Origin of the sequence: Staphylococcus nepalensis, assembly GCF_002442935.1 — a bacterium.
Lineage (GTDB): Bacteria > Bacillota > Bacilli > Staphylococcales > Staphylococcaceae > Staphylococcus > Staphylococcus nepalensis.
In genome coordinates, this window is record NZ_CP017466.1 from 1,025,826 (window position 1) to 1,040,324 (window position 14,499).

Genomic DNA, 14,499 nt, shown 5'->3' on the forward strand with positions numbered 1-14,499 from the left:
CATATACGAAAGATAAGGTGAAACGAGGCACTGAAATGAAACGTTTCAACATCATTTTTAACCAGTACATTCAATACTATTTATACAGTATCATTGTGCTAGTTATTGTGTTTATTTTCACATACTCTGAGTTTATATTAGGTCTTTTAATAGGTACAAGTGGATCACTATGCATTACTTTTACTTTTGAATATTATTTGGCGAGAGCAAAAGAAGAAGACAACATACATATTTCAACGGGCAACATATGGAGATATTTGATTGTGATTTTAGCTTGTACATTATGGTATTTTTATAAAGATTATATAAACGTGATTGGAGTAGTTGTTGGTTTAATGATTTCTTATGTTTTAATTGTTTTCAAACCATTTTTACACAAGAAATAAATTTTATAATGAAAGAGGTGAGAAGACATGGATCATAAAGACCCTCTAGTCAGTTGGAATGTATTCGGTTTAGACATCGTGTTTAATCTGTCATCAATCATGATGATGTTGATTACGGCGCTTATTGTTTTTGTCATAGCTATTATTTGTACACGGAACCTCAAGAAACGTCCAACAGGCAAACAAAATTTTATAGAGTGGGTTTTTGATTTCGTAAGAGGAATTATTGAAAGTAACATGGCATGGTCCAAAGGCGGTCAGTTCCATTTCCTAGCAGTTACTTTAATCTTTTTCATATTCGTTAGTAATATGGTTGGATTACCTTTTCAATTGGTTGCAGGTGATACGCTTTGGTGGAAATCACCAACAGCAGACCCAACCGTTACATTGACATTGTCAACGTTGATTATACTCTTAACACATTATTATGGCGTTAAGATGGTTGGTACTAAAGGTTATTTCCAAAACTATACTAAGCCAATTTTCCTATTACCGATTAATATTTTTGAAGAGTTTACTTCAACCTTAACATTGGGTCTACGTTTGTATGGAAATATTTTTGCGGGAGAATTATTACTTGGTTTATTAGCAAGTTTAGTGTTCAGTTTCCCAGCATGGGGTTGGGCAATCGGTTTACCTGGCCTAGTGATATGGCAAGGGTTCTCAATTTTCATTGGTACGATTCAGGCATATATTTTTGTAATGCTTTCAATGGTGTATATGTCACACAAAGTACAAAAAAGTCATTAAGTTAAAAAATTAAAAAAGAAATAATTAGGAGGATTTTTAAATGAATTTAATCGCAGCAGCAATCGCAATCGGGTTATCAGCACTTGGGGCAGGTATTGGTAATGGTCTTATCGTTTCTAGAACAGTAGAAGGTGTCGCTCGCCAACCAGAAGCACGTGGTCAATTAATGGGTATTATGTTCATCGGTATCGGTTTAGTTGAGGCGTTACCTATCATCGGTGTAGTTATCGCTTTCATGTCACTATAATTAAACTAGTATTTATGGCGAGGTCTTATCGGCTTTCGCCGTTCGTTTTTATCAAAATGTCTTATAACCATATCGTATGAAAGGAGTGTCTATGGAAGTGACTGCTACGACAAATATGTTCGTGCTTGGTGCAGCCAGTGGCGGTGGCGTTGGATGGGGGACCATCTTCGTTACACTTATAACGTTTATCGTTTTATTAACCTTATTGAAAAAATTTGCGTGGGGCCCACTTAAGGATGTAATGGACCAACGTGAACGCGATATTAATAAAGATATCGACGACGCTGAGCAAGCTAAATTAAATGCACAGAAATTAGAAGCACAAAATAAACAAACTTTAAAAGAAACCCAAGAAGAGGTTCATAAAATATTAGAAGAATCTAAGGTTCAAGCGCGTAAACAACATGAAGAAATCATTCATGAAGCTAACATCAGAGCAAATGGTATGATTGAAACTGCTCAAAATGAAATTAATAGTGAAAAAGAACGTGCACTTGCAGATATTAATAATCAAGTTTCTGAGCTTTCAGTACTGATTGCTTCAAAAGTACTTCAAAAAGAAATCTCAGAAAAAGATCAAAAAGAATTAGTTGAAAAGTACATTAAAGAGGCGGGCGATAAATAATGGCTAACGTAGCAAAAAAATATGCCAAAGCGTTATTTGATACTGCTAAGGAAAAAGAAATGCTCGATCTAATGTATGAAGAATTTTCAACAATTGACCAAGCAGTACAACCTGAATTAGAAAACTTAAAAGAATTAGATACTGACCCTCAACAAGATGTGACACAGCGCAATCGTTTTGTAGCTATCATTTTTGGGCAAGCTAATCAATATTTGCAAAATATGTTAATGGTTCTTGCGAGTAATCGCCATCTTGCATATATACACGAAATATTTATAGCTTTCGAAACATTGTTTAATCAGCATTATAATCAAGATTTTGCTGTTATTGAATCAGTTTATGAATTATCCGAGGATGAATTAACAAGTATTGATTCAATTATAAAGTCACGTACAAAACTTTCAAAATTAAAGATATCAAATGAAGTAAACCCAGATCTTATCGGAGGTATCCGTGTTAAGGTTGGTACAAAAGTGATGGATGCAAGTATTAAAAATGATCTTGCAAAACTTGAAAAGCAATTTATTAGAGTGAAATAAAAATCGGAGGAGTGACATAGATGGCCATTAAAGCTGAAGAAATCAGTGCTTTACTTCGCTCACAAATAGAAAATTATGAGTCAGAAATGGCTGTTACTGATGTAGGTACAGTTCTACAAATAGGTGATGGCATAGCTTTAATCCACGGATTAAATGATGTTATGGCTGGTGAGCTTATTGAATTTAATAACGGCGTTCTAGGTTTAGCACAAAACCTTGAAGAATCCAATGTTGGTGTAGTAATTTTAGGACCATACACGGATATCAAAGAAGGAGACGAAGTCAAACGTACTGGGCGTATTATGGAAGTCCCAGTTGGAGACGAATTACTTGGTCGTGTCGTTAATCCATTAGGGCAAGCTATTGATGGACAAGGGCCGCTCAATACTACGAAAACACGCCCTGTAGAGAAAAAAGCTACTGGCGTCATGGATCGTAAATCAGTTGATGAACCATTGCAAACTGGTATTAAAGCAATTGATGCGCTTGTACCTATTGGCCGTGGCCAGCGTGAATTGATTATCGGAGACCGTCAAACAGGTAAAACAACCGTTGCGATCGATACGATTTTAAATCAAAAAGATCAAGACACAATTTGTATATATGTTGCAATCGGACAAAAAGACTCAACAGTACGCGCAAATGTTGAAAAACTTCGTCAAGAAGGCGCACTTGATTATACAATTATTGTTTCAGCATCAGCAGCAGATCCAGCACCTATGCTCTACATCGCACCTTACTCTGGCGTAGCCATGGGTGAAGAGTTCATGTTTGCAGGTAAGGATGTTTTAATTGTTTATGACGATTTAACAAAACAAGCTGCAGCTTATCGTGAATTATCATTATTATTACGTAGACCTCCAGGCCGTGAAGCTTACCCTGGTGATGTGTTCTACTTACATAGTAGATTATTAGAAAGAGCAGCTAAATTAAATGATGATTTAGGTGGCGGTTCAATCACAGCGTTACCTATTATTGAAACACAAGCAGGAGATATCGCAGCGTATGTACCTACCAACGTAATTTCTATTACAGATGGACAAATATTCTTGCAATCTGACTTGTTCTTCTCTGGTGTTAGACCAGCGATTAATGCAGGTCAATCCGTATCTCGTGTTGGTGGCTCTGCGCAGATTAAAGCAATGAAAAAAGTCGCAGGTACTTTACGTTTAGATTTAGCGTCATATCGTGAATTAGAATCATTTGCACAATTCGGTTCTGATTTAGATGAATTTACTGCTAAAAAATTAGACCGCGGTAAAAGAACGGTTGAAATTCTAAAACAAGACAAAAACAAACCACTACCTGTAGAAAATCAAGTTTTAATTATTTATGCTTTAACCAAAGGTCATTTAGACGATATTCCAGTAGTTGATATTACACGTTTTGAAGATGAGTTAAATCAATGGGCTAAAACAAATGCTTCTGATTTATTAAATGAAATCAAAACATCCGGCGCTTTACCAAATGATGAATCATTTGAATCAGCTATTAATGAATTTAAGAAGAGTTTTAGTAAAACTGAAGAAGCATAATAGTTAATGTAGATAAAAGGTGGTGAGATAATGGCATCTCTTAAAGAAATTGATACACGAATAAAATCAACGAAAAAGATGAAACAGATTACAAAAGCAATGAACATGGTTTCCAGTTCAAAATTGCGTCGTGCTGAGCAGAATACAAATCAATTTAGACCATATATGGTGAAAATGCAAGATGCAATTACAGCAGTTGCTGGCGCAGATAAAAATTCACATCATCCAATGTTACGACAACGTGAAGTGAATAAAAGTGGTTATATAGTAATTACAAGTGACCAAGGGCTTGCAGGTGCTTATAATGCAAATGTATTAAAACACCTATTAAAAGATATTGAAAATAAACATAACAGCAGTGAAGAATACTCAATCTTAGTTTTGGGTCAATCAGGTGTTGATTTTCTAAAAAATAAAGGCTACGACATTCATGATTCCTTAACGGAAGTGCCTGACCAACCTTCATTTAAAGAAATTCAAGCGATCGCTAAAAAAGCTATAGACTTATATAGCGATGAAGCTGTGGATGAGGTAAAAATTTATTACAGCCATTTCGTAAGTGTATTAGAAAACACACCTTCGATGAAAACTGTACTTCCATTGTCTCCAGAAGATTCAAGTTTAGGGCATGGTCAAATGTCTTCGTATGAATTTGAACCAGACAAAGAAGCTATATTAAGCGTGATTTTACCTCAATATGTGGAAAGTTTAATATATGGAACGATTTTAGATGCAAAAGCAAGTGAACATGCAACACGTATGACGGCTATGAAAAATGCATCTGATAATGCGACGGATATTATTGATGATTTATCTATCGAATATAACAGAGCTAGACAAGCAGCAATCACGCAACAAATCACAGAAATTGTTGGTGGCGCAGTTGCACTTGAATAACGATTAAAGGAGGAAAATAGCATGGGATTAGGCCGTGTAACACAAGTTATGGGTCCAGTAATTGATGTTCGCTTTGAGCACAATGAAGTTCCAGAAATTAATAATGCCTTAGTTCTTGACGTAGAAAGAGACGAAGGTACTGTTCAATTAACGCTAGAAGTTGCATTACAACTTGGTGATGACGTTGTACGCACAATCGCAATGGATTCAACTGATGGTGTTAAACGTGGTACAGAAGTTAGAGATAACGGACGAAGTATTAGTGTTCCAGTTGGAGATGAAACTTTAGGTAGAGTATTTAATGTGTTGGGTGACACAATTGATTTAGAAGAAAATATCGAAGACTCAGTTCGTCGCGATCCAATTCATAGAGAAGCACCTGCATTTGATCAATTATCTACAAAAGTTGAAATATTAGAAACTGGTATTAAGGTTATTGACTTATTAGCGCCTTATATTAAAGGTGGTAAAGTCGGGTTATTTGGTGGTGCCGGTGTTGGTAAAACGGTATTAATCCAGGAGTTAATTAATAATATCGCTCAAGAACACGGTGGTATTTCAGTATTTGCTGGTGTAGGTGAACGTACACGTGAAGGTAATGACCTATACTATGAAATGAGTGATAGTGGTGTTATTAAAAAGACAGCTATGGTGTTTGGTCAAATGAATGAACCGCCTGGTGCACGTATGCGTGTAGCGCTTTCTGGTTTAACTATGGCTGAATATTTCCGTGATGAACAAGGACAAGATGTTCTATTGTTTATCGATAACATTTTCAGATTTACACAAGCTGGTTCAGAAGTTTCTGCGCTTTTAGGTCGTATGCCTTCAGCAGTAGGATATCAACCTACATTAGCTACTGAAATGGGTCAGTTACAAGAACGTATTACATCAACAACTAAAGGTTCTGTAACCTCTATTCAAGCAGTATTCGTACCTGCCGATGACTATACTGACCCAGCACCAGCTGCAGTTTTCGCACATTTGGATTCAACTACAAACTTAGAACGTAAGTTAACAGAAATGGGTATTTATCCTGCAGTAGACCCGTTAGCATCTACTTCAAGAGCACTTGACCCATCAATCGTTGGTCAAGAACATTATGAAATTGCACGTGATGTTCAATCTACGTTGCAAAAATATAGAGAATTACAAGATATCATTGCTATTTTAGGTATGGATGAATTGTCTGAAGAAGATAAACAAACTGTAGAACGTGCGCGTCGTATTCAGTTCTTCTTATCACAAAACTTCCACGTGGCTGAACAATTTACTGGCCAAAAAGGATCATATGTACCTGTACAAAAAACAGTAGAAGGCTTCAAAGCCATTTTAAATGGTGATTATGACCATATCCCAGAAGATGCATTCCGTCTTGTTGGCAGTATGGAAGAAGTAATTGAAAAAGCTAAAGATATGGGTGTTGAAGTTTAAAATTAGGAGGTATGGATAATGAATACATTAAGCCTAAATATTGTCACTCCTAATGGTTCTGTTTACGACCGAGAAGATGTCACTCTGGCAGTATTACAAACTACTGCTGGAGAAATCGGTGTCATGTATGGACATATTCCAACAGTTGCAGCACTTGAAATTGGCTATGCCAAAATTAATTTTGACGGTGGTTCAGAATATATTGCAGTGAGTGAAGGTTTTGTTGAAGTAAGACAAGATAAATTATCAATCATCGTTCAAACTGCAGAGCCTGCTAAGGAGATTGATGTAGCTAGAGCAGAGTTAGCAAAATCGAGAGCAGAGTCTCATTTGAATAGTGAAGAAGATAACAGTGACATAAATAGAGCCAAACGCGCATTAGATCGTGCTAATAACCGTCTTCGTGTCGCTGAATTACAATAATGCGTAAAGAAGTCCCTTTTAGGGCTTCTTTTTTTTGAGAACAAGTCAGAAATAATATCTCGGTTATAAATATACTATGTTCAGTAGGTGGTTGTAATGAAACATTGCTGGATTTAAGTTTTTCAATATCGTAATAGCTAAATTAAAACTATAATTTCGTTTCGATTGCATTGTTACTAACCGTTTGAAAGATACATCATGATACGTAGTCAATTTACAAAATAACCATCATTATTTAATTACAATAGTTATGCATAAAACATATCCATAAAGGGAAAGTATCAGTTAATCAAACATTTATCATTTACAAGATGTTTATCTCATTCTTAAGTATCTTTTACTATGTCTTTCGTGTAAAATATATAAATAGTGTTTATCAAGGAGAATGACTTATGGAATATTTAGGGCAGTTTTCAATTGTACATCTCATATTACATTTGTTTTGTATTTGTATCGCTTATTGGGCGCTTAATGCAGTGAGATTAGAACAATTTTTTAAAAAAGGGTATCCGTTACAAGTTCAAATTTGTATGATATTTTTGGCAATATTAATCGGAACATCAGTAAGTAATTTTATTGTAGATTTGCTACAATTTTCTACACAAATAAAATATTTAGCACAATAATTCAAATAATTGTATATCATTGATGTTTATCGATATAATTTAGTAGTACGTTTGATTAAAATAATGGCAATTTATAAGTAGTTAAGTGGAGGATTTAAGATGGATAAGATAGAAATTAATGGTGGTAAAAAATTAATTGGTGAAGTTAAAGTTTCAGGAGCTAAAAATGCTGTGTTACCGGTATTAACAGCGTCACTATTAGCGTCGGAAGGCGTTAGTGAATTACAAAATGTACCAGCACTTAGTGACGTAGAAACAATTAATAACGTAATTTCAACATTAAATGCAGATGTTTCGTATGATAAAGATAAAGAAATCGTTACTGTAGATGCAACCAAACAATTAAATGAAGAAGCACCATATGAGTACGTGAGCAAGATGAGAGCAAGTATTCTTGTTATGGGGCCGTTGTTAGCTCGTTTAGGGCATGCCAAAGTTGCTTTGCCAGGTGGTTGTGCCATTGGTTCAAGACCAATTGAACAACATATCAAAGGCTTTGAAGAGCTAGGTGCAGAAATCCATATGGATGGTGGCTTTATTTATGCTAGTACAACTAACGGGTTAAAAGGCGCAACGATTCACTTAGATTTTCCTAGTGTGGGTGCAACGCAAAATATTATTATGGCTGCCTCTTTAGCTAAAGGTAAAACCGTATTAGAAAACGTAGCGCGCGAACCAGAAATTGTTGATTTAGCTAATTATATCAATGAAATGGGGGGGAATGTATTAGGCGCTGGTACTGATACAATTACGATTGAAGGTGTAGAGACTTTACGAGGGGTAACACATTCAATTATACCTGATAGAATTGAAGCAGGTACCTTACTTATTGCTGGTGCAATCACAAGAGGTAATGTGCTAGTTAATGGCGCGATTAAAGAGCATATGACTAGCTTAGTTTATAAACTTGAGGAAATGGGCGTTCATTTAGAGTACCTAGATGATGCAATCCGTGTCAGTGTAGAAAATTCATTGAAACCAGTTGATATTAAAACATTGCCACACCCAGGCTTCCCTACTGATATGCAGTCTCAAATGATGGCTTTATTACTAACTGCAGATGGCCATAAAGTAGTGACTGAAACAGTTTTTGAAAATAGATTTATGCACGTTGGAGAATTCAAACGAATGAATGCTAAAATTACTGTGGAAGGTAGAAGTGCTAAAATTGAAGGTAAAAGTGAACTTCAAGGTGCTCAAGTCAAAGCCACAGACTTACGTGCAGCAGCAGCACTTATTTTAGCAGGACTCGTAGCTGATGGGACAACGTACGTTACTGAGTTGAAACATTTAGATAGAGGATATGTTGATTTACATGGTAAATTAAAATCATTAGGTGCAGATATCAAAAGAACACAAGATTAACGATATAATACATTAACAGGATTAACATAATAGCAACAAAGTTGGAGGAAACAAAATATGGAAACAATTTTTGACTATAATCAAATTAAAGAGATTATTCCGCATAGACAACCATTCTTATTGATTGATCGAGTAGTAGAATATGAAGAAGGTCAACGATGTGTAGCAATTAAACAAGTTTCAGGTAATGAACCATTTTTCCAAGGGCATTTCCCAGAGTATGCTGTGATGCCTGGCGTATTAATCACTGAAGCTTTAGCTCAGACAGGAGCTGTTGCAATGTTAAATAGTGAAGCGAATAAAGGCAAACTTGCATTATTTGCTGGTATTGATAAATGCCGATTTAAAAAACAAGTAACACCTGGGGATACATTACGTTTAGAAGTTGAAATAACTAAACTTAGAGGTCCTATTGGCAAAGGCACTGCTAAAGCAACCGTAGATGGACAATTAGCTTGTAGCTGTGAGTTAACTTTTGCACTTCAAGATAAACAATAATGGCTAGAACATAAATTTATGTTTTCTAAAATAGTTCGTCCTCCTACCATAGTAAAGGTGACTAAAAACATACAAGAGCTAAAATATTTGTGTAAGAACTACCAATCTTCATAGAAATGAGCACACTTTAACTTTAGAAAATAGTAGTTCTTTAAATAAAAAGAGACCCAATCAGGCCTCTTTTTATAAGTATATTTTCATACTAGTCAGCTATCATCTATGTAATATTCGAGCCCGAGACGTAAACAACGTCTTGGGCTCGTTCATTTTTATTTATCTATTTTTTCATCTTTTAATCTTGGTTTAGATTGCATCATTCGGTTAAATGATTTTTTCAATGTGTCACCAGTTAAGCCTTCATCGATTAATTGTTCTAATAAACTTTCTGCATAAACTTGTCTTAAAGTATAGATATGACATTCACAAACCACAGAGATTGTATGATTTAACTGAATAATATTTTTGATAGTTGCATCAAACAATGCAGGATCGTTAGCAGGTCTAGTGATTACTACGCGTATATCTAATAATGTTTCATCTTCCATATATTTTTTCATAGTTTCATAATGATAATCTGAAATGACGATTTCAAGCAACCAGCCAGTGCCACTGTTTTCCTTATTGATAATGACACCATCTTCTAATTCGTATTCAGTAACACCACCATTCTCTGATACGATTTGAAATCGAACGGCTTTAAATGTTTTCATCGTCTCACATCCAATTAATTAATTTAAATTCTACAAAATATTTATTTATATAATCATTATAACGTAATTTTATGTTAGAAAGGTAAAAAAAGTAAAATTTAGTAGGTGATTACTTTTTGAAATATTTAAAATTGTATTTTGACGCGTATGGGTAAATTTTTTATGATTAGTTTATAAAGGAGGTGACGTATGATTAATAGCATTGTCATTGTAGGGCGACTAACAAAGGACCCTAAAATATATGAGAAGGAGGGGAATAAACGAGCCACATTTTGTGTAGCTGTATCTAGAAATTATAAGGATAAAAACCAAAATATTGTTTGTGATTATTTATTTTGTAAAGCTTTTGGAAAAATGGCTAATAATGTTGAAAAATATATCAGCCAAGGTTCACTTGTTGGTATAACAGGACAGATGCAATCACGTAAATTTGAAAAAGAAGGACAGATGCACTTTGTATCAGAGCTTTTTATTGAAACCATTCAATTCATGTCCCCACGTATTAAAAAGGAAGCAGAAGCATTTTTTGAACCACCGACTATAGAAACAAATGAACCATCTATAAGTGAATTCCATTTAGAAGAAAATGATATATATGAAATTGTATAAAATGCCATCCACACCTAACTCCCCTTTAATATAACCCATCAAATCTAATATACATTATATCCTACTATTAAATTATACTTCTATCAGGCTATTCCTTCTAACTTAATATTTATTTCGTTTAGATAGGAATAGCTTAATACATAATTTAGCCAATATTGATATCTAATATAACAGAATAATCAGACAAATTACAAGTTTATTACATTAGATAATTTTCCATATTAAGCAAAAGTACTTTCATAACAGTTTTTTAGAATAAAGTTAGACTATTATAACTTTGGATAAATGTAACTCGCATGTAAAGAAAGTATACACTTTTTTATTTGACTGTAACCTACTACTATTTTTTAGATGTTATAGTTGTAATTGCAAATTAATCATAACTAAAAATTATTTACCTTATAGGAGGAATTATTAACAATGAAAAAAACAGTATTAGCATCAACATTAGCAGTAGGTTTAGGCGTTACAGGATTCGCAGCAGGAAACTCAGCAGACGCAGCCGAACAAGGCGTTGACAAAGCACAATTAGCACAATTAGCACAATCTAATCCAGAACAATTAGATGCATCTCCAGTTCAAGAGGGTGCATATAACTATAACTTTAATCATAATGGCCAAAATTTCAATTTTGAATCAGATGGCCAAAATTGGTCATGGAGCTTTGGCGAAGGTTCTAGTTCAAGCGACGTTTCATCAGAACAATCTACTACTGAAGAACAACCACAACAAACTGAGCAAGCATCAACTGAACAACCAGCTCAACAAGCTGCGCCACAAACTGAACAAACACAACAACCAAAACAAGAAGCTACAACAAAAGCTTCAACTCAATCATCAAGCTCAAATGAAGCTTCAAGTGGTTCATCAGTAAACGTTAATTCACATTTACAAGCAATTGCACAACGTGAATCAGGCGGAGATCTTAAAGCTGTAAACCCATCATCAGGTGCAGCAGGTAAATATCAATTCTTACAAAGCACTTGGGACTCAGTAGCACCTGCAGAATATCAAGGTGTATCTCCAACAGAAGCTCCAGAGTCAGTACAAGATGCTGCAGCAGTTAAACTTTATAACGAAGTTGGCGCTTCACAATGGGTTACTGCATAATTTAAAATAATAACATTATTTAAGTAATAAGAAGAGGCTAGGTTAAAATACCCTAGTCTCTTCTTTTTTGCAATAAATGATTAAAATACCAATATATTTATATCTAAATCCTAAAGCGCCAGTTCTTACTCATGAACTTCAGCGTATGTATAACTACCTATAAAAATAATGACTTAACCTTATCGAGATATAGAATCTATTAAAAATAATATGCGATTTCATATTTGATTGAATTTGCAATGTGTGAGTTAATTTGTTATGTTTAAGAAACTATAAAGTATAAGACTACTAGGGGAGCCGTTAGGCTGAGATGAAATAGTTCAGACCCTTACAACCTGATTTGGTTAATACCAACGTAGGAAAGTAGTATTGTATTAATATTTTGGGAAAGTAACGCTGACCTATGTATTAATTAACTACATTCCTACGTGGGATGTAGTTTTTTTATTTAGGAGGGCTAAGTGTGTTATTTTCACAAGAATTAAAAGAAGCTTCAAAACCAATTATAAAGAAAATTTATAAAGATCCTTTTATACAAGACATGTTACATGGAACACTTTCTAGCGACGCAATCAAATTTTATTTAAGGGCAGATGCATCTTACTTAAAAGAATTTGCAAATATTTATGCATTATTGATACCTAAAATGAACCAATTAGAAGATGTTAAGTTCTTAGTAGAACAAATACAGTTTATAGTTGAAGGCGAAGTGGAAGCACATGAAATATTAGCAGAATATGTTCAAGAGAATTATAATGAAATCGTACAAGAAAAAGTATGGCCACCGAGTGGTGATCATTATATAAAGCATATGTATTTCAATGCTTATGCTAAAGAAAATGCAGCATATACAATTGCAGCTATGGCACCATGCCCTTATGTTTATCAAGTGATTGCTAAAGCGGCATTAAAAGATAATGGATTAAATCAAAATTCTATTTTAGCTAGATGGTTTGAATTTTATAGTAAAGAAATGGACGCACTTGTAAATGTGTTTGATAATTTAATGAACCAGTTAACCGAAAATATGTCTATTAAAGAAAAAAATGAAATTAAATCATGTTTCTTACAAAGTACGGTACACGAACGTAATTTCTTTAATATGTCTTATATTCAAGAAGATTGGTTATACGGAGGAGATTAATATGAATAAACCTAGCATCGCTTTAACGATTGCAGGAACTGACCCTACTGGCGGAGCAGGGGTTATGGCAGATTTGAAATCTTTTCATGCTTGTGGTGTATATGGTATGGCAGCCATTACGAGTATTGTTGCTCAAAATACAAAAGGTGTACAGCATATTCATAATATAGAAACACAGTGGTTAAAAGAACAACTAGAAAGCATATTTAATGACGAGTTACCACAAGCATTGAAAACAGGAATGATTGCATCAAAAGAAATGATGGAATTAATACAGCAATATTTAAAAAAATATTCTGATATCCCATACGTGATTGATCCCGTCATGTTAGCCAAAAGTGGGGATTCACTTATGGATGATGATGCTAAATCTAATTTGCAAAATATTTTATTACCTCATGCTACTGTTGCAACACCGAATTTGCCAGAAACGGAAGAAATTACTGGTATATCAATCAAGGATGAATCATCTATTTATCAAGCGGGCAACATTTTTATTAATGAGATAGGTAGTAAAGGCGTTGTGATTAAAGGCGGGCATTCAGAAGATAAGAATAAAGCAACAGATTATCTTTTTACAAAAGACAATGTATATACTTTTGAAGAGCCTAGGTATGAAACAAAGCACACGCACGGTACAGGATGTACTTTTTCAGCGGTTATTACAGCAGAGTTAGCTAAAGGGAAATCGATGTATGAAGCGGTCCGAAAAGCGAAAAAATTTATTTCATTAAGTATTAAATACACGCCCGAAATTGGACAAGGTAGAGGACCGGTAAATCATTTCGCATATATGAAGGAAGTTGGTTTAGATGATGAATAATTTAGAAAACCTGAGGCAACACAATCCACTTGTGATATGTTATACAAATGACGTAGTTAAAAACTTTACTGCAAATGGTTTGTTAAGTTTAGGTGCAAGTCCAGCAATGAGCGAGGCACCTGAAGAAGCGCATGAAATGTTGACAGCTGCCAAGGCGTTGTTGATTAATATTGGAACGTTAACTAAAGAGAGAGAAAAAGACATTTTAGAAATTGCAAAGACTGCAAACCAAGTAGGCACGCCTATTATATTTGACCCTGTTGCAGTAGGCGCTTCACAATATAGAAAGGACTTTTGTGCAAACTTTTTAAAAGAAATAAAAGTTGCAGTCATAAAAGGTAATGCCTCTGAAATATTAACATTGGTTAACAGTGATACAAAAATGAAAGGGACAGATAGTGACCAAAATTTAGATTCAGTGGCAATCGCAAATGAAGCTCAAAAACACTTCAAGACAACAATTATATTAACTGGAAAAGATGATGTGATTGTACAAAAAGGACGTATATTTAAATTATCTAATGGTTCCTCATTATTAGCAAAAATAACTGGCGCTGGTTGTTTATTAGGCGCAGTGGTAGCAAGTTTTGTTGATTCAGAACATCCATCGATAGATGCGCTCATAGAAGCTGTTTCTCTGTATAATATTGCTGCAGAAAAAGCGGAAGAAAGTGTACAAAATCGAGGGCCAGGTTCATTTGCAGTAGAACTTTTAAATGCATTATATAAAGTGTCATTTGAAGCGTATGAACAATACAGTAATATAGAAGAGGTGTAA

At 34.5% G+C, this 14,499-nt stretch carries 18 protein-coding genes and 1 riboswitch; of the genes, 17 read left to right on the forward strand and 1 reads right to left on the reverse strand.

All coding sequences use genetic code 11. From position 1 onward, the window contains the following. The first annotated feature begins 35 nt into the window (after nt 1-35). The 12 genes from BJG89_RS04660 (at nt 36) to fabZ (ending at nt 9,325) form a co-directional block, all read left to right on the forward strand. A complete protein-coding gene (locus BJG89_RS04660; RefSeq protein WP_096808783.1) occupies nt 36-386 on the forward strand; it encodes an ATP synthase subunit I in 351 nt (116 codons plus the stop codon). Between the two features lie 27 nt (nt 387-413). Beyond that, nucleotides 414-1,136 carry a F0F1 ATP synthase subunit A gene (gene atpB / locus BJG89_RS04665; RefSeq protein ID WP_096808784.1) on the forward strand — a complete coding sequence of 241 codons (723 nt, stop codon included), beginning with the start codon at nt 414-416 and terminating at the stop codon, nt 1,134-1,136. 40 nt (nt 1,137-1,176) lie between these two features. Continuing rightward, nucleotides 1,177-1,383: a F0F1 ATP synthase subunit C gene (gene atpE, locus BJG89_RS04670; protein WP_002482721.1), complete on the forward strand. Its 207-nt coding sequence runs from the start codon at nt 1,177-1,179 to the stop codon at nt 1,381-1,383. A gap of 97 nt (nt 1,384-1,480) precedes the next feature. After that, nucleotides 1,481-2,008: a F0F1 ATP synthase subunit B gene (locus BJG89_RS04675; protein WP_096811202.1), complete on the forward strand. Its 528-nt coding sequence runs from the start codon at nt 1,481-1,483 to the stop codon at nt 2,006-2,008. Then, complete coding sequence (locus tag BJG89_RS04680; protein WP_096808785.1) at nt 2,008-2,547, forward strand: F0F1 ATP synthase subunit delta; 540 nt, start codon at nt 2,008-2,010, stop codon at nt 2,545-2,547. The genes BJG89_RS04675 and BJG89_RS04680 overlap by 1 nt, the downstream gene beginning before the upstream one ends. Nucleotides 2,548-2,567: 20 nt before the next feature. Beyond that, nucleotides 2,568-4,082: a F0F1 ATP synthase subunit alpha gene (atpA, locus tag BJG89_RS04685; RefSeq protein WP_096808786.1), complete on the forward strand. Its 1,515-nt coding sequence runs from the start codon at nt 2,568-2,570 to the stop codon at nt 4,080-4,082. A gap of 30 nt (nt 4,083-4,112) precedes the next feature. Beyond that, a complete protein-coding gene (atpG, locus tag BJG89_RS04690; RefSeq protein WP_096808787.1) occupies nt 4,113-4,979 on the forward strand; it encodes an ATP synthase F1 subunit gamma in 867 nt (288 codons plus the stop codon). A gap of 21 nt (nt 4,980-5,000) precedes the next feature. Then, nucleotides 5,001-6,413, forward strand: coding sequence for a F0F1 ATP synthase subunit beta (gene atpD, locus BJG89_RS04695; protein WP_096808788.1), 1,413 nt, complete (start codon nt 5,001-5,003; stop codon nt 6,411-6,413). A gap of 18 nt (nt 6,414-6,431) precedes the next feature. After that, complete coding sequence (locus BJG89_RS04700) at nt 6,432-6,836, forward strand: F0F1 ATP synthase subunit epsilon (protein WP_096808789.1); 405 nt, start codon at nt 6,432-6,434, stop codon at nt 6,834-6,836. Between the two features lie 392 nt (nt 6,837-7,228). Then, entirely contained in the window at nt 7,229-7,462 is a 234-nt protein-coding gene (locus BJG89_RS04705; protein WP_096808790.1) for a DUF1146 family protein, read from the forward strand. A 99-nt stretch (nt 7,463-7,561) separates the two neighbouring features. Continuing rightward, nucleotides 7,562-8,827, forward strand: coding sequence for a UDP-N-acetylglucosamine 1-carboxyvinyltransferase (gene murA, locus BJG89_RS04710; RefSeq protein WP_096808791.1), 1,266 nt, complete (start codon nt 7,562-7,564; stop codon nt 8,825-8,827). Nucleotides 8,828-8,884: 57 nt separating this feature from the next. Beyond that, nucleotides 8,885-9,325 carry a 3-hydroxyacyl-ACP dehydratase FabZ gene (fabZ, locus tag BJG89_RS04715; protein WP_096808792.1) on the forward strand — a complete coding sequence of 147 codons (441 nt, stop codon included), beginning with the start codon at nt 8,885-8,887 and terminating at the stop codon, nt 9,323-9,325. Nucleotides 9,326-9,594: 269 nt separating this feature from the next. On the opposite strand, the gene BJG89_RS04720 is transcribed toward fabZ, so the two are convergent. Beyond that, nucleotides 9,595-10,035: a YwpF-like family protein gene (locus tag BJG89_RS04720; protein WP_096808793.1), complete on the reverse strand. Its 441-nt coding sequence runs from the start codon at nt 10,033-10,035 to the stop codon at nt 9,595-9,597. A gap of 189 nt (nt 10,036-10,224) precedes the next feature. Here BJG89_RS04720 and BJG89_RS04725 point away from each other — a divergent pair, with 189 nt between their 5' ends. From BJG89_RS04725 to thiM, 5 genes are all read left to right on the forward strand, one after another. Next, a complete protein-coding gene (locus BJG89_RS04725; protein WP_096808794.1) occupies nt 10,225-10,644 on the forward strand; it encodes a single-stranded DNA-binding protein in 420 nt (139 codons plus the stop codon). Nucleotides 10,645-11,064: 420 nt separating this feature from the next. Then, nucleotides 11,065-11,754 (forward strand): transglycosylase family protein, encoded by a 690-nt coding sequence (locus BJG89_RS04730; protein ID WP_096808795.1) that lies wholly within the window; start codon nt 11,065-11,067, stop codon nt 11,752-11,754. A gap of 280 nt (nt 11,755-12,034) precedes the next feature. Next, nucleotides 12,035-12,133, forward strand: a riboswitch (TPP riboswitch). 84 nt (nt 12,134-12,217) lie between these two features. Further along, nucleotides 12,218-12,898: a thiaminase II gene (gene tenA / locus BJG89_RS04735; RefSeq protein WP_096808796.1), complete on the forward strand. Its 681-nt coding sequence runs from the start codon at nt 12,218-12,220 to the stop codon at nt 12,896-12,898. A gap of 1 nt (nt 12,899) precedes the next feature. Beyond that, entirely contained in the window at nt 12,900-13,721 is an 822-nt protein-coding gene (thiD, locus tag BJG89_RS04740; RefSeq protein ID WP_096808797.1) for a bifunctional hydroxymethylpyrimidine kinase/phosphomethylpyrimidine kinase, read from the forward strand. Then, nucleotides 13,714-14,499, forward strand: a complete 786-nt coding sequence (gene thiM / locus BJG89_RS04745; protein ID WP_096811203.1) for a hydroxyethylthiazole kinase — start codon at nt 13,714-13,716, stop codon at nt 14,497-14,499. Before thiD ends, thiM begins: the two co-directional genes overlap by 8 nt.